General features: G+C 71.3%; 15 protein-coding genes. 2 read left to right on the top strand and 13 right to left on the bottom strand.

Translation table 11 applies throughout. From position 1 onward, the window contains the following. Positions 1-36: 36 nt before the first annotated feature. A complete protein-coding gene (locus tag RIN75_RS25175; RefSeq protein ID WP_309114479.1) occupies positions 37-1,602 on the bottom strand; it encodes a cobyric acid synthase in 1,566 nt (521 codons plus the stop codon). Here RIN75_RS25175 and RIN75_RS25180 point away from each other — a divergent pair. Next, positions 1,580-2,317, top strand: a complete 738-nt coding sequence (locus RIN75_RS25180) for a hypothetical protein (protein ID WP_309114480.1) — start codon at positions 1,580-1,582, stop codon at positions 2,315-2,317. The two genes, RIN75_RS25175 and RIN75_RS25180, sit on opposite strands and share 23 nt — an antisense overlap. Here RIN75_RS25180 and map read toward each other — a convergent pair. From map to dxr, 8 genes are read right to left on the bottom strand one after another with little or no spacing between them, the layout of a single operon-like run. Next, positions 2,304-3,161, bottom strand: coding sequence for a type I methionyl aminopeptidase (gene map / locus RIN75_RS25185; RefSeq protein WP_309114481.1), 858 nt, complete (start codon positions 3,159-3,161; stop codon positions 2,304-2,306). The genes RIN75_RS25180 and map overlap by 14 nt on opposite strands. 57 nt (positions 3,162-3,218) lie before the next feature. Further along, a complete protein-coding gene (locus RIN75_RS25190) occupies positions 3,219-3,614 on the bottom strand; it encodes a type II toxin-antitoxin system VapC family toxin (RefSeq protein WP_309114482.1) in 396 nt (131 codons plus the stop codon). After that, entirely contained in the window at positions 3,611-3,886 is a 276-nt protein-coding gene (locus tag RIN75_RS25195) for a type II toxin-antitoxin system prevent-host-death family antitoxin (RefSeq protein ID WP_309114483.1), read from the bottom strand. Before RIN75_RS25195 ends, RIN75_RS25190 begins: the two co-directional genes overlap by 4 nt. 34 nt (positions 3,887-3,920) lie before the next feature. Next, complete coding sequence (locus RIN75_RS25200; protein WP_309114484.1) at positions 3,921-5,714, bottom strand: penicillin-binding transpeptidase domain-containing protein; 1,794 nt, start codon at positions 5,712-5,714, stop codon at positions 3,921-3,923. 33 nt (positions 5,715-5,747) lie between these two features. After that, on the bottom strand, positions 5,748-6,602 hold the full coding sequence (locus tag RIN75_RS25205) for a GNAT family N-acetyltransferase (RefSeq protein WP_309114485.1): 855 nt from the start codon (positions 6,600-6,602) through the stop codon (positions 5,748-5,750). Between the two features lie 49 nt (positions 6,603-6,651). Continuing rightward, positions 6,652-7,785 carry a flavodoxin-dependent (E)-4-hydroxy-3-methylbut-2-enyl-diphosphate synthase gene (gene ispG, locus RIN75_RS25210; protein ID WP_309114513.1) on the bottom strand — a complete coding sequence of 378 codons (1,134 nt, stop codon included), beginning with the start codon at positions 7,783-7,785 and terminating at the stop codon, positions 6,652-6,654. A 46-nt stretch (positions 7,786-7,831) separates the two neighbouring features. After that, positions 7,832-9,025, bottom strand: coding sequence for a site-2 protease family protein (locus RIN75_RS25215; protein ID WP_309114486.1), 1,194 nt, complete (start codon positions 9,023-9,025; stop codon positions 7,832-7,834). Between the two features lie 2 nt (positions 9,026-9,027). After that, positions 9,028-10,248 carry a 1-deoxy-D-xylulose-5-phosphate reductoisomerase gene (gene dxr / locus RIN75_RS25220; protein WP_309114487.1) on the bottom strand — a complete coding sequence of 407 codons (1,221 nt, stop codon included), beginning with the start codon at positions 10,246-10,248 and terminating at the stop codon, positions 9,028-9,030. A gap of 157 nt (positions 10,249-10,405) precedes the next feature. Here dxr and RIN75_RS25225 point away from each other — a divergent pair, with 157 nt between their 5' ends. Beyond that, the gene (locus RIN75_RS25225) at positions 10,406-10,672 is read left to right on the top strand and encodes a GlsB/YeaQ/YmgE family stress response membrane protein (protein WP_309114488.1); all 267 of its coding nucleotides are present in this window, start codon (positions 10,406-10,408) and stop codon (positions 10,670-10,672) included. A gap of 530 nt (positions 10,673-11,202) precedes the next feature. Here RIN75_RS25225 and RIN75_RS25230 read toward each other — a convergent pair. From RIN75_RS25230 to RIN75_RS25245, 4 genes are read right to left on the bottom strand one after another with little or no spacing between them, the layout of a single operon-like run. Next, on the bottom strand, positions 11,203-11,853 hold the full coding sequence (locus tag RIN75_RS25230) for a response regulator transcription factor (RefSeq protein ID WP_309114489.1): 651 nt from the start codon (positions 11,851-11,853) through the stop codon (positions 11,203-11,205). Positions 11,854-11,856: 3 nt separating this feature from the next. Beyond that, complete coding sequence (locus RIN75_RS25235; protein ID WP_309114490.1) at positions 11,857-13,497, bottom strand: histidine kinase; 1,641 nt, start codon at positions 13,495-13,497, stop codon at positions 11,857-11,859. Between the two features lie 40 nt (positions 13,498-13,537). Further along, positions 13,538-14,350, bottom strand: coding sequence for an ABC transporter permease (locus RIN75_RS25240; RefSeq protein ID WP_309114491.1), 813 nt, complete (start codon positions 14,348-14,350; stop codon positions 13,538-13,540). Then, positions 14,347-15,195 carry an ABC transporter permease gene (locus tag RIN75_RS25245; RefSeq protein ID WP_309114492.1) on the bottom strand — a complete coding sequence of 283 codons (849 nt, stop codon included), beginning with the start codon at positions 15,193-15,195 and terminating at the stop codon, positions 14,347-14,349. The genes RIN75_RS25240 and RIN75_RS25245 overlap by 4 nt, the downstream gene beginning before the upstream one ends. Between the last annotated feature and the right edge of the window lie 14 nt (positions 15,196-15,209).

Consider the following 15,209-nt stretch of genomic DNA (forward strand, 5'->3'; position numbering starts at 1 on the left):
GCGCGACTTGGCGGTCGCGCACACCCCGACGCCGGGTCAGGCGATCGGCGGGACGCCCGCGGGCGGGACGACCCGGAGTCCGGTGGGCGCACCGCGTTCGAGCAGCGCGAGCAGCGCGTCCGTGTCGAGGTGGTCGGCGACCAGGTCGCCCAGCAGGTCCAATTGCGCCGCGCGGCGACCGGCGAAGTCCGTGTCCGGTGCGGAGGTGAACCCGTCCCGGCCCGCGTGCCCGGCCGCCCAGCGCAGGAACGCGCGCCGGAAGCCGTCGTTCTCCAGCAGGCCGTGCCAGTGCGTGCCGGCGACCCGGCCGGCCAGGACGCCCTCCGACGTGCCGTCGGGCAGGGTGATCAGGCCCTCGCCGGTCGAGCGGACCACGCGGCCGTGGTGGATCTCGTAGCCGGTGACCGGTTCGCCCAGCGCCTCGCCGTGCGGGCGGTGCAGGGTCTTGTCCGGCTCGAACCGGATGTCCACGTCGAGCAGGCCCAGGCCCTCCACGGTGCCCGCGCGCGACTCGACCGCGTCCTCGATGGTGCGGCCGAGCATCTGGAACCCGCCGCAGATGCCCAGGACCGGGCCGTCGTGGCGGACGATCGCGTCGGCGAGTCCGGTGGTGCGCAGCCAGTCCAGGTCGCTGACCGTGGCCTTGGAACCGGGCAGCACCACGAGATCCGCGTCCGCCAGCCGGGACGGCTCGGTGACGAACCGCACCGACACACCGGGCTCGCACGCCAGCGCCTCCACGTCCGTGGCGTTGGAGATCCGCGGCAACCGCACCACCGCCACCCGCAGCCACTGGTCGCCGTGCGGGGGCGCGGGACGGCCGATCACGCCGTCGGCGGTGTAGGAGAGGGAGTCCTCGGCGTCCAGCCACAGCTCCTCGCGCCACGGCAGGACGCCCAGCACGGGCCGGCCGGTGAGGGCGTCGAGCCGGCGCAGACCCGGTTCGAGCAGGGCCGGGTCGCCGCGGAACTTGTTCACCACGAACCCGCTGACCAGGGCCTGGTCGGCCGGGTCGAGCAGGGCCAGGGTGCCGAACAGGTGCGCGAAGATCCCGCCGCGGTCGATGTCGCCGACGACGATGACGGGCAGGTCCGCCGCACGCGCCAGGCCCATGTTGGCGATGTCGTTGGCCCGCAGGTTGATCTCGGTCGGCGAGCCCGCGCCCTCGCACACCACGGCGTCGAAGTCGGACCGAAGACCATCCAAAGTGGACAGAACAGTCTGCATCAGCTCGGCCTTGCGCTCGCGGTAGGACAGCGCCGACACCTCGCCGACCGCCTTGCCCAGCACGACCACCTGCGAGCTGCGGTCACCGCCGGGCTTGAGCAGGACCGGGTTGAACCGCACGCTCGGCTCCAGCCCGCACGCCGCCGCCTGGAGCGCCTGGGCCCGGCCGATCTCGCCGCCCTCGACCGTGACCACGGAGTTGTTGGACATGTTCTGGGCCTTGAACGGCGCCGTCCGCACACCCCGCCGGGTCAGCCAGCGGCACACCCCGGCCGCCAGGACGCTCTTGCCCGCGTCCGAGGTCGTGCCCGCGACCAGCAGCGCACCGCCCACAGTCCTCAAAGTCCCCTCGTTGTCGGTCCCGGCTGACATCATCCACGTCATGGTCGACGTGCCCGCCACCACCGTCCTGGTGCACAGCCCCTACCTCGGTCCGGCGAGCCTCCGGCCCCTGGCCGACGCGCTGGCCGCCCACGGCCACCCGACCCTGCTGCTCGACCTGCGGGTCACCGTGAACGCGGCGCCGGTGCACCAACGGATCATCGGCGTCTTCGCCGACGCGGTGGAGGACTCGCTGGTGGAGGGCGAACTGGTGCTGGTCGGCCACAGCGGCGCCGGCCCGTTGCTGCCCGCGTTCGCCGACGCCCTGGAGACGCCCGTGGCGGGGCTGGTGTTCCTGGACGCCGAACTGCCCACACCCGGCCGGAGCTGGCGCGACGACGCCCCCGAGGACCGCATGGCGCACCTGAAGTCGATCTCGCGGGACGGGCTGATGCCCCGGTGGGACACCTGGTTCGCGCCCGAGGCGTTGTCCGCGATGGTCCCGGACGTGCGACTGCTGGAGGAGATCGTGGGCGAGGCCCCCGAGGTGCCGCTGGCGTTCCTCAAGGAGCCCCGCCCCACCGTGTCCTGGCCCGGGCCGTCCGCGTACTTGCAGCTCAGTGAGGCCTACGCGACCGCCGCCGAGCAGGCCGCCGCCCTCGGCTGGCCGGTGCGATCGCTGGCCGCGCACCACCTGGCCGCCGCGTCCGCGCCGGAGGAGGTCGCCGCCGCGCTCGCCGGCCTGCTGGCCGACCTCAGCAGACCGTGAGGATCTCGGCGCCGTCCTCGGTGACCACGATGGTGTGCTCGAACTGGGCGGTCCAGCTCTTGTCGCGGGTGGTGACCGTCCAGCCGTCGTCCCACATGTCGTGGTCGATGCCGCCGAGCGTGATCATGGGCTCGATGGTGAACGTCATGCCGGTCTCGATGACCGTGGGGACGTGCGGCGCGTCGTAGTGCAGCACGACCAGGCCGCTGTGGAAGGTGCGGCCGATGCCGTGGCCGGTGAAGTCGCGGACGACGCCGTAGCCGAACCGGTTGGCGTAGGACTCGATGACCCGGCCCACCACGTTGAGCTGCCGACCGGGCTTGACCGCCTTGATCGCCCGCATGGTGGCCTCGTGGGTGCGCTCGACCAGCAGCCGGACCTCTTCGCGGACGTCGCCCGCGAGGAAGGTGGCGTTGGTGTCGCCGTGGACGCCGCCGATGTAGGCGGTGACGTCGACGTTGACGATGTCGCCGTCCTGGACGACGGTCGAGTCGGGGATGCCGTGGCAGATGACCTCGTTCAGCGAGGTGCAGCACGACTTGGGGAAGCCCCGGTAGCCCAGGGTCGAGGGGTAGGCGCCGTTGTCGCACAGGAACTCGTGCACGACCGCGTCGATCTCGTCGGTGGTGACACCGGGGACGATGACCTTGCCGGCCTCCTGCAACGCCTGCGCCGCCAACCGCCCGGCGACGCGCATCGCCTCCACCACCTCGGGCGGCTGCACCCACGGGTCGGTGTTGCGCTTGGGCTCCTTGCGATCCACGTACTCGGGCCGCTCGATCTCAGCGGGCACCGGACGACGCGGGGAGAGCACACCGGGCTCAAGAGGGGCACGCACGGACATGCCCACCACAGTACGGCCTGCCCGTGACGCTCTGTGCGCCGTATGCCCGCAATGCGGTCAGGACACCCCTGGCGAGGCGACCGGCAACCCCAACTCGTCCGCCGCCGCCAGCAACCGCTTGTCGTAGGCGACGAACGCGCTCAGCTCACCGCGCAAGCGCAACGCCGAGGCCAAGTGGATGGCGTCGAGCGACCGCAACGGGACCGGCAGCGCGCCGGCCGCGTCGAGGAGGTCCATCGTCATCGGCATTTGGTGGAGTTCGACCAGCAGGCGGGTCGCCACCCGAACAGCTGGGTCGCCTTCGTGGCGCACCGCCCGGACCAGCTCGACCCGTGCCAGCGTGCTGGTCGTCAGCCGAACCCCGTGACGCGCCTCGATCCACTCCTGCAGCGCGGCCGTTTCCGCTTCGGTCTGCACCAGCTTCACCAGCGCGGAGGTGTCGAAGTAGATCACCAGCGCTCGTCCTCGCGCATCTGGCGCAGCACCTCGGACAGCGGCGTGCCGGTCGACGGCGGCAGCGGCTCGGGCAGCGGACCTCCCCGGCCGCGCAGCATCTCGCCGTTGGCGACCAGTTGGTCCCAGAGGCTCAACGCCTCGTCGTCGGGGGGGACGATCTTCGCGACCACTCGACCGTGGTCGGTCACCGCGATCCGCTCACCCGCCTCCGCACGACGAACGTAGTCGTTGGTGTGGTGCCGGAGTTCGCGAAGCCCGATACGCTCCATGTATCACAATGTATCACATTGATGTTTGCCCCGTTCAGCCCAGTGCGCGCAGGAAACGGGCCGAGGCGTCGACCGCAGGCGCGGACGTGTTCGTGCCCAGCAGCAACGTCGCGAAAGCCACATCGCCCCGGTACCCCACGAACCAGCCGTGCGAGTTGGTGCCGTCGCCGAACTGGGCCGTCCCCGTCTTGCCCCGCACGTCCCCGTACGGCCGCAACTGCGGAGCCGTCCCCGACTCGACCACCTCGCGCATCATCGCCCGCAACGGCTCCAGCACCGCCGGCGACGGCGCAGTCGGCTTCAGGTTGGCCTTCGTCTCGCGCCCCTTCAGCAGCACCGGCGTGGGCATCGAGCCGTTGGCCGCCGTGGCCGCCACCAGGGCCATGCCGAACGGGCTCGCCAGCAGCTTGCCCTGGCCGAAGCCGTCCTCCGCGCGCTCCACGACGTCCGTGGCGGGCGGCGCCGAGCCGGTGATGGTGGTGATGGCCGGGATCTCGAAGTCCACGCCCAGGCCGAACTTCTCCGCCTGCTTGGTCAGCGCGTCCGCCGGCAGCTCGGCGGCGATCTTGGCGAACGTCGTGTTGCAGGAGAACGCGAACGCCGAGTGCAGCGGGATCGTGCCCTTCTCGAACTCCTTGTCGTTGGGCACGATCCGCCGCCCGTCGATGGTCATGCGACCCGGGCACGGCTGCGGCGAGTCCGGCGCGATGCCCGCCTCCACGGCCGCCGCCGCGGTGATCATCTTGAACGTCGACCCGGGCGGGAACCGGCCGGTCAGTGCGATGGCGCCCTGCTCGTCGGCGGGCTTGTTCTGGGCCACGGCCAGGATGTCGCCGGTCGACGCGGACAGCGCCACCAGCATCGCGGGCTCGGCGATCGGCTCCAGCGCGTCCTCGGCCGCGGTCTGCACGGTCCGGCTCATGCCCGTCGACACCGCCTCGGCGGGCTCCGGCGCCACCTCGTGCAGGTCCTCGACCTCGTCGCCGGCCGCGTTCACGGTGTAGATCCGCAACCCGGCCCGCCCCGCGATCTCCTCCTCCACGGCCTTGCGCACCGCGGGCAGCACCTGCGACCCGAAGTCCCGCGCGGGCGCGAGCAGGCTGGTCTGGGTGGTGAACCGGACCCCGGGCAGCTCGTAGATCTCCGGCTTCACGCTCTGGTAGTCGGCGTCGCGCAACGCCGCCACGTGGTACACCTGCCCGGCGGGCACCTTGCCCACGCCCTCGGTGATCGACGCCGCCGTGATGGCCGGGTCGATCCGCCCCAGCGCCGCGCCCAGCGCACCCGCGACCGCCGCCACGTCACCGGCCTGCGCCGGGTCCAGCAGGATCGAGATCACCTGTTCGGGCGACAGCAGGGGTGTGCCCTCGCGGTCCAGGACCGGGGCCAGGGCGGGCCTCACCTCGGACGCCCCGATGGACTGCTGCGCGCCCAGCTTCGGGTGCAGCACGGACGGCGACCAGTGCACCTTCCACGCGTCCTCTTCCCGGCGCAGGTCGAACTTCGTCTGGTACGACCACACCCGGCCGTGCGCCAGCTCCCACTCCAGCTTCGCCGTGGCGTCCGCCGACGACGACTCGCCGGCCGACCGCACCTGCTCGACGGAGGCGCGCACGGCGGCCGGTTTGAGCGCGCCGCGCACCTTCTCCAGCAGTTCCTTGGCCCCGCCGGAGTCGTCGGTCATGGCCGCGGCGCCGTCGACGTCACCCGACGCGAGCTTGCCGAGGAAGTCCCCCGCGATCTGGTCGGGACCGGGTTTGGAGGAGAACAGGCCGCATCCGCTGAGCACCAGGAGAGCCACCACGGCCAGGGCAGTCCGGAGGGTCACGGGTGGTGAGTATGCCGGGTGGCCGGAACAGCCCTAGAACAGCACCGTCGCGTACTGGCCGACCTGGCTGAAACCGATGCGCCGGTACGCCGCCCGCGCCACGTCGTTGTAGCTGTTCACGTACAGCGAGGCGGTCCGGCCCAGCCCCCGGACCAGGCGTTCGGCGACGGCCGCGGTCCCGGCGGTGCCCAGGCCGTGCCCGCGCCGGTCCGGCCGCACCCACACGCCCTGGATCTGGCCGACCTTGTTCGACATCGCCCCGATCTCGGCCTTGAACACCACGTCCCGGCCCTCGAACCGGGCGAACGCGCGACCGCTGGAGATCAGCTCGGCCACCCGCGCCCGGTAGGACGCGCCGCCGTCGTCGGCGCACGGGTCGACGCCGACCTCCTCGATGAACATGGCCACCGCCGCCGGCAGGTACCGGTCCAGTTCGTCCGGGCGCACCGGCCGCACCAGCGGGTCCGGCGCCACGGACGGTGTCCGCCCGAGTGCCATCAGCGGCTGGTCGCCGCGCACCTCGCGGGCCGGACCCCAGTCCGCGGCCAGTTCCTCCCACAGCGCGAGCACCTGCTCGGCCGGACCGACCAGGGACGAGCACATCCGGCCCCGCCGCCGCGCCCGGTCGGCGAAGCTGCGGATGGCGGACGCGTTGCCGCACAGCGGGATCAGGTTGGGCCCGGCGAAGCACAGGGCGTCCAGCCGGGCGCCGCGCAGCGACCGGTGGTCGTAGGCCCACACCTCGCCGCCCAGCCGCCACGGGTCCAGCCCGGCGACCTCGACCCGGGCGGCCACCATGCAGGCGGCCACCGGGTCGCCCGCCAGCACCGCGAGGACCTCGTCGAGGTCCCGCTCGTCCAGGACGCGCGCGCCAGCAAGCCTCAGCACGGTTCAAGCCTGCCAGATGGACCGCATTCCACGCGCGTCCGCCACCCGCTCAGCCGACCGTGACCACCGGTTCACCGTCGCCCGCGGCCTCGCCCATCTCCTCGGCGATCCGCATGGCCTCCTCGATGAGGGTCTCCACGATCTGGTGCTCGGGCACGGTCTTGATCACCTTGCCCTTGACGAAGATCTGGCCCTTGCCGTTGCCCGACGCCACGCCCAGGTCGGCCTCGCGCGCCTCGCCCGGCCCGTTCACCACGCAGCCCATGACCGCGACGCGCAGCGGGACCTCCATGCCCTCCAGACCCGCGGTGACCTGCTCGGCCAGCGTGTAGACGTCCACCTGGGCCCGACCGCAGGACGGGCAGGAGACGATCTCCAGCTTGCGCGGCCGCAGGTTCAGCGACTGGAGGATCTGGTGGCCGACCTTGACCTCCTCCACCGGCGGCGCGGACAGCGAGACCCGGATCGTGTCGCCGATGCCCTGGCGCAGCAGCGCGCCGAACGCCACGGCGGACTTGATCGTGCCCTGGAACGCCGGACCGGCCTCGGTCACGCCCAGGTGCAGCGGGTAGTCGCACTGCTCGGCCAGGAGCTCGTAGGCCCGGATCATGACCACCGGGTCGTTGTGCTTGACCGAGATCTTCAGGTCGTGGAAGTCGTGCTCGGCGAACAGCGACGCCTCCCACAGCGCCGACTCGGCCAGCGCCTCCGGGGTGGCCTTGCCGTACTTGGCCATCAGCCGCGGGTCCAGCGAACCCGCGTTCACGCCGATCCGGATCGGGGTGTTGTGGTCCTTCGCGGCCCGCGCGATCTCGCGGACCTTGTCGTCGAACTTCTTGATGTTGCCCGGGTTCACGCGCACCGCCGCGCACCCGGCCTCGATCGCCGCGAACACGTACTTGGGCTGGAAGTGGATGTCCGCGATCACCGGGATCTGCGACTTCTTCGCGATCGCCGCGAGCGCGTCCGCGTCGTCCTGCGACGGGCACGCCACCCGGACGATGTCGCAGCCCGCCGCGGTCAGCTCCGCGATCTGCTGCAGCGTCGCGTTCACGTCCGCCGTGACCGTCGTGGTCATCGACTGCACCGACACCGGGTACTCACTGCCCACACCGACGGACCCGACCATCAGCTGGCGGGTCTTGCGGCGCTCGGACAGCACCGGGGGCGGCAGCGCCGGCATCCCGAGGAGCACGCCGTCACTCATGGACAAACACCTCTCACAACGATCACTGGAGCCGGATGGGGTTGACGATGTCCGCGGTCACGGTCAGCAGCGTCACCGCACCGCCCACGAAGATCACGAAGTAGGTCAGCGGCAGCAGCCGCAGGTAGTTGACCGGCGCGCCCGCGGGCAGACCGCGCAGCTTCCGGATCCAGTTTCGCACCCGCTCGTACAGGTTGACGGCGATGTGACCACCGTCAAGCGGCAGCAGCGGCAGGAGGTTGAACACACCGACGAAGAAGTTCAGGCCGGCCAGCATCAGCCAGAAGAACGGCCACAGGCCCTGCTCGACCGCCTCGCCACCCAGCCGGGACGCGCCGACCACGCTGACCGGGGTGTCCAGGTCGCGCTCGCCGCCGCCGATGGCCTTGACCACGGCGGGGATCTTCTCCGGGAACTTGAGCAGGCCGTTCCACGTGTTGACGAACATGTCGCCGGTGTACTTGGTGGCCCCGCCGAAGGCCGTGAGCGCGTTGTAGTTGAACTCGGTCTGGTGCAGGATGCCGATCGCGCCGACTTCCTTCTTGTAGGTCGTGCCGTCCTTGCGCACGTACTCCCGGTCGACCCGGGTCACGTCCACGCTGAGCACCAGCTCCTGGTCGCCGCGCTTGACCTTGAAGTCGGTGGCGCCGAACCGGTCGCGGGTCACCTTCAGCACGTCGGTCCAGGTCGGCGTGGGCGTGCCGGCCACCGCGAGGATCTCGTCGCCCGCCTGGAAGCCGGCCTTCTGCGCGGGCGAGGTGTCGCCGGGCTTGCACTCGGTGACCATGACGCTGGTGACGCACGGCGCGACCTCGGCGACCAGCGGCGTGTTGCGCAGGTTGGGGATGCCGATGATGGCGGCCATCAGGTACAGGATGATGAAGCCGAGGATGAAGTGGGTGATGGAGCCCGCGCTGAGCACCACGACCCGCTTCCAGGTCTTCTGCTTGTAGAAGGCGCGGTGCTGGTCCTCGGGCCGGACCTCCTCCAGCGCGGTCATGCCGGTGATCTCGCAGAACCCGCCGGCCGGGATGACCTTCAGGCCGTACTCGGTCTCGCCGCGGCGGAACGACCAGATCCTCGGCCCGAACCCGATGAAGTACCGGGTCACCTTCATCCCGAACATCTTCGCGGTGGCCAGGTGGCCCAGCTCGTGCAGGGCGATCGAGATGCCGATCAGCAGGGCGAACAGCAAGATGCCCAAAAAGAAGACCACTCTCAGTCCCTTCCAGACCCCACCGAAGTGGCCACGAGTTCCCGCGCCCGCGTGCGGGCCCAATCCTCGGCGGCGAGCACCTCGGCGACGTCGGCCGGCTCGTGCGCCCAGCCGTCCGCCTCCGCCAGCACCCGCTCCACCGTGTCCACGATGGACGTGAACGACGTGCCGCCGTCCAGGAAGGTCGCGACCGCTTCCTCGTTGGCGGCGTTGTACACCGCCGGCAGGCAACCCCCGCCGGAGCCCGCCTGCCTGGCCAGCCGGACCGCCGGGAAGACCTCGTCGTCCAGCGGCTCGAACGTCCAGGCGGTCGGTGATTCGAAGGTACACGCGGCGGCGGCGCCGGGGACGCGCTCGGGCCAGCCGAGGGCGAGCGCGATGGGCAGCCGCATGTCCGGCGGGGACGCCTGCGCGAGGGTCGACCCGTCGGTGAAGGTGACCATCGAGTGGATGATCGACTGGGGGTGCACGACCACGTCGATGCGCTCGTAGGGGACGCCGAACAGCAGTTGCGCCTCGATCAGCTCCAGCCCCTTGTTGACCAGGGTGGCGGAGTTGATGGTGATCACCGGCCCCATCGACCAGGTCGGGTGGGCGAGGGCCTGAGCTGCGGTGATGCCCTCCAGCTCGGACCGCTTGCGGCCCCGGAACGGGCCACCGGACGCGGTCAGCACGAGCTTGGCGACCTCGGCGTCCGTGCCGCCGCGCAGGCACTGGGCGAGAGCGGAGTGCTCGGAGTCCACCGGCACGATCTGACCGGGCTTGGCGGCCTTGAGCACGAGGGGACCGCCGGCGATCAACGACTCCTTGTTGGCCAGGGCCAGCGTCGAGCCGGAATCGAGCGCCCGGAGAGTCGGCTCCAAGCCGATGGAGCCGGTGATGCCGTTGAGGACGACGTCCGCGGGGGTCGAGTCGATGAGGTCGACCATGGCGGTCGGCCCGGCCAGGACGCGCGGCAGCTTGAACTGGGCCTTCGCGTAGCCGCGCTTCTGCGCCTCGGCGTAGAGGGCGAGCGTGACGTCCTCGACGGCCGTGGCCTTGGCGACCGCGACGGCCTCGACGCCGTGCTCGACGGCCTGGGCGGCCAGCGCGGCCGGGTCGGAGCCGCCGGCGGCGAGCCCGACGACGGAGAAGCGGTCGCGGTTGGCGGCGATGACGTCGAGGGCCTGGGTGCCGACCGAACCGGTCGACCCGAGGACCAGGACCGTGCGTGGTGTGCTCATCACCGCCCATTGTTCCGGAACCAAGCTGACAGACCGCACAGCGGTACTCAGGTCACGGAATGGTAACGCAGGCGTGGGCTCACCCGTCCGTGGGCAACCCCTGATCAAGCGCCACGACGGATTCCGCCCGTCGAGGCCGGCAGGAAGGAGAGCCCCTGTGGGCATCTTGGGTTGGATCGTACTCGGCTTGATCGCGGGCGCCATCGCCAAGGCGATCATGCCTGGTCGCGACCCGGGTGGCATCATCATCACGATGCTGCTCGGCATCGTCGGGGCCATCATCGGCGGGTTCATCGGCCAGGCCTTGTTCGGCACCGACATCAACACGTTCTTCAGCCTGAGCACGTGGCTGCTCGCCATCCTGGGCTCGCTGGTCGTGCTGGGCATCTACCGCCTGGTGACGGGCAACCGCGCACGCGCATAACCGCACCGGACCTCGCGGAGCGCGCACCCCCTCGCGCGCCGCGATCCACAGCCCCCTGTCGACTATCCCCCAGGTCGGCAGGGGGCTGCCTTATGCGCACGTTGGGCTGGGCGCGGCGCACCCTGCTGAGCGCGGCTCCCGGCGCAACCGGGCGGGCGAGGTGGCGCTCCGGCGCAGCCGGGCGCTTTCCGGCGCAGCCGGGCGCTTTCCGGCGCAGCCGGGGCTCTTCGGGCTCTTGCGTCGGGCTCTTGCGGGGACGGCCTGGGTGGGGGCGGGTGGGTGGACCAACGAAACCTCAGCCGGGATTTTCCGGCGCAGCCGGGGGCTCTTCGGGCTCTTGCGGGGACGGCCTGGGAGGGGGTGGGCGGGTGGAAGCTCAAGCGAGAAAGCCCAGCTCAGACCTCCGGCCCCGATCACGCCGGCCTCCGGCCCCCGATCACCATTGTCCCACCCACCACCGACAAAACAGCCCGCTCAGCCCGCCAAGAGATTCCGGCGGCGCAGCTCAGCCCGCCAAGAAGCAAGCCTGCTCACCCAGCCAAGCCCGCGTCCCGCGCCAGCAACGCCGCCTGCACCCGGTTCGTCAACCCCAACTTCGCCAACAACCGGCTCACGTACGTCTTCACCGTCGCCTCGCTCATGTGCAGCCGCTGCCCCACGTCCGCGTTCGACATCCCCAACCCGAGCAGCGCCAGCACCTCCACCTCCCGCTCGGTCAACCCCTCCACCTGCCGAATGGCCTCCTGCCGGCGCGGCTGCCCCACCTGGGCCACCATCCCCACCACCCGGCTGGTCACCATCGGCGACAGGTAAGCCTCCCCCGAGTGCACCGCCCGAACGGCCCGCAGCAACTCCTCCGGCGCGGAGTCCTTCAACAAGAAACCCGCCGCCCCGTCGGACAAAGCACGCACGATGTTGTCGTCCTCGCCGAACGTGGTGAGCATCACGACCCGCACCGAAGGGGCCACCGACCGCAGCTCCCGCGCCGCCGCCAAGCCGTCCAGACGGGGCATCCGGATGTCCAACACCGCCACGTCCACCCGCCGCTCGGCAGCGATCCGCACCGCCTCCCGCCCATCACCAGCCTCGGCCACCAGCTCGATGTCGTCGGCGGTGCCGAGGATGGCCTTGATGCCCGCGCGCATCAACGGCTCGTCATCGGCGATCAGGACCCGGATCAACGTTCACGCCCCATGGTGCAGGTGGATCTTCTTCTCAACGAGCTTGCCGTCCGCGAAGCAGAAGCGCACTACCTTGACCCCGCCGGAGGTGTAGCTCTGGTCGTCGGTCACGAAGTACTCGCACGCGGTGCCGGCCGGTTCGGGGTCGGCGCCCTGGGTGATGTCGCTCAGGACCGGCGACGAGCCGCCCGGGAATCGGCTCCTCAGGTCCGCCTCCGAGTCGCCGATCGACGCCTTCTCGTACAGGTCCGACGGCACGACCTTGGTCAACGGCCGGCTGCCCAGCCACACATACCCGGCGATGACGATCAGCACGACCATCCCGGCCAGCACGATCGACCCCACCCCGGCCCACTTGCGGATACCGGTCGCGGGCTTGGTCTGCTCGATGGGGATGCTGTCGTCGGACGGCTCGTCGTCGGCCGCCGCCGTGTCCTCGTACGGCAGCAGGGCCGCGATCCGGAAGCCACCCGTGGGCAGCTCGCCGACGTGCAGCATCCCGCCCGCCAGCCGCACCCGCTCACCCAACCCGACCAGCCCGAACCCGACTCCGTCGCGCGGCTTGACCTTGGGCGGGTTGTTGCGGACCTCGACCACCAATGCGTCCGGCTCGTACTTGACGGTCACCTGGACGCTCGCCCCGGGCGCGTGCTTGCTGGCGTTGGTCAGCCCCTCCTGCGCGATCCGGTACGCCGCGTGACTCACCTTCGCGGGCAGCGGACGTGGCTGGCCACCACGCACCAAGCTGACCCGCACCCCGGCCCGCCGCGCCCCCTCGACAAGCTCGTCGATGGCGTCCACGGTCCGCCGAACCTGCTCCTCATCGGGCTCGTCCCGGCGCAGAACACCAATAACCCCGCGCAACTCCTCCATGGCCGTCAATGCCGCACTACGCAGCACCTGCACGGCCTCGCGCTGCTTGTCACCGAGCCCCGAATCCAGGGACAGCGCGCCCGCGTGCACCGAAATCAGGCTCAGCCGGTGGCCGAGGCTGTCGTGCATGTCCTGGGCGATCCGGTTGCGCTCGCGCAGCCGGACCTGGCGGGACACCATCTGCCGTTCCCGCACGACCCGCTCCTCGCGTTCCTGCAACGCCGCGACCAGGGCGTTGCGCTGCGCGGTGTAGCGGCCGACGAGGAACGGCAGGACCACCACCATCCCGTAGACGGTGAGGATGATCCACGACCCCAGCGGGCCGGAGAGCGTCGGCGCGGACAGGTCCCAGGCCACCATGTACACGGCCAGGCCCAAAGCAGCGGTCACCAGCGAGCGCTGCCACGCCACGATCCGGTAGCCGGCCGCGTAGGCCAGCATGATGATCGTCGCGATGCCGCCGTGTTCGAGGGTGAACACCACCCAGGTCGCAGCCAGCAGCGCGATCGCCGGGAACCCCAACCGCAGCACGTACAGGCCCACGTACCCGAGGCCGACCAAGACCACGGACCAGCCTTGGACCTGCTTGTCGCCCGCGATGAACCCCGGGTACACGTCGAGCACCAGCAGCAGCGCGATCGCCAAAAGCTCCCGGCCGACCCGCCACCAGGTCACCTCGCGCAGTCGCTCGGCGTGCGTGCGGAGGAACTCCCGAGGCGCGGCCCGCAGGGCCACCACCTCGGGCCGCAGGCGCTGAACGACAGCCGTCACAACGGACAACGGTAAACACTCCCCCCGCGCGCCACGGCGTTCATTCGTCGCGGATCGAGCCGACGAAAGTTGACGACCGCGCACGTTTGGCGGCGACCAGGACACCCGCGATGAGCAGGGCCGCACTGGTCGCCACGAGCAGCGTGGACAGGGCCACGATCTCCGGCGACACGCCCCGCTTGCTCGCCTGCGCGTAGACGAACACGGGCAGTGTCGTGGACCCGACCCCGGTGAGGTAGCTGGACGTCACCACGTCGTCGAAGGACAGCAGGAACGCGAATGCCGCGCCCGCCGCGACGGCCGGCGCCACCAGCGGCAGCGTGACCGTGCGGAACGCCACCAGCGGGCCGGCCCCGAGGTCGGCTGCCGCCTCCTCCAGCCGGGGGTCCATCCCGGCGACCCGCGCCCGCACCACCACGACGACGAAGCTCAGCGAGAACGCCACGTGCGCGGCCAGCAGCGCGCCGAACCCGAGCGGGATGCCGGCGAGCTTGACGCAGAACCCCAGCAGCGCCACGCCCAGCACCACCTCGGGCACCACCAGCGGCAGGCTCAGCAGCACCGTCCACAACCCGCGCCCCGGGAACGCCCGCCGCAACCCGAAGGCCGCCGACGTCCCGATCACCGTCGACACGACCGCACTGGCCCCCGCGAGCCGCAGGGTCAGCCCCAGCGACTCCAACACCCGTGAATCGTCGAGCAGCTCCGCGTACCACCGGGTCGACAACCCGCTGATCCGGCTCAACGACCGCGAATCGTTGAACGACACCAGCGCCAGCCACAGGATCGGCAGGTAGAGGAACGCGAACACCGCCCCCGCCACCGCGCCCAGCACCCACGGCCGCCGGTTCACAGCACGTCCTCCCCGCGCCGCCCGCGCAGCACCAGCACCACGACCACCAGGACCAGCAGCAGGACCGCCATCGCCGACCCCAGCGGCCAGTTGTTGCCGCCCCGGAACTGGTCGTCGATCACGCTGCCGAACGTCGACTGGTCCACCCCGCCGAGCAGCCTCGGCGTCACGAAGTCACCCGCCGCCGGCACCAGGACCAGCAACGACCCCGCCAGCACCCCCGGGAACACGGCCGGCAGCACGACCCGGACGAACGTCGACACCCGCCCGTGCCCGAGGTCGTAGGACGCCTCCACCAGCCGGTGGTCGAACCGCTCGCACGCCACGTACAGCGGCAGCACCATGAACGGCAGGAACCCGTACGTCAGCCCCACCACCACGGCCCCGTGCGTGAGCAGGAACCCGCCGTCGCGCCCCAGCCCCACCGCCCCGAGCAGCCGGTTGACCAGCCCCTCCCCGTCCAGCAGCGCCTTCCACGCGTAGACCCGCGCCAGGTACGACGACCAGAACGGCACCAGCACGGCCGCCAGCAGCGCCGTCCGGTACCGCCCGCCGTGCCGCGCGATGAACCACGCCAGCGGGAACCCCAGCAGCAGGCACAGCGCCGTGGTGATCCCGGCGTAGGCCAGGGTCCGCCCGAAGATCGGCAGGAACGCGGGGTCCAGCGCGGTCCGGTAGGCCTGGGTCGTCCACGGCAGCACGGCCCGCGCGACGCCGGTGTCCCGCGTGGCGAAGCTGAACTGGACCACCAGCACCAGCGGTGCGATCAGGAAGGCGCCCAGCCACAGGCCGGTCGGGGTGAGGAGGCCGGTGGCGACGAGCCACCTGCGCCGGGTCCGGGACACGAGCCCAGATTCTG

This window comes from Saccharothrix sp. (assembly GCF_031180885.1).
Classification (GTDB): domain Bacteria; phylum Actinomycetota; class Actinomycetes; order Mycobacteriales; family Pseudonocardiaceae; genus Actinosynnema.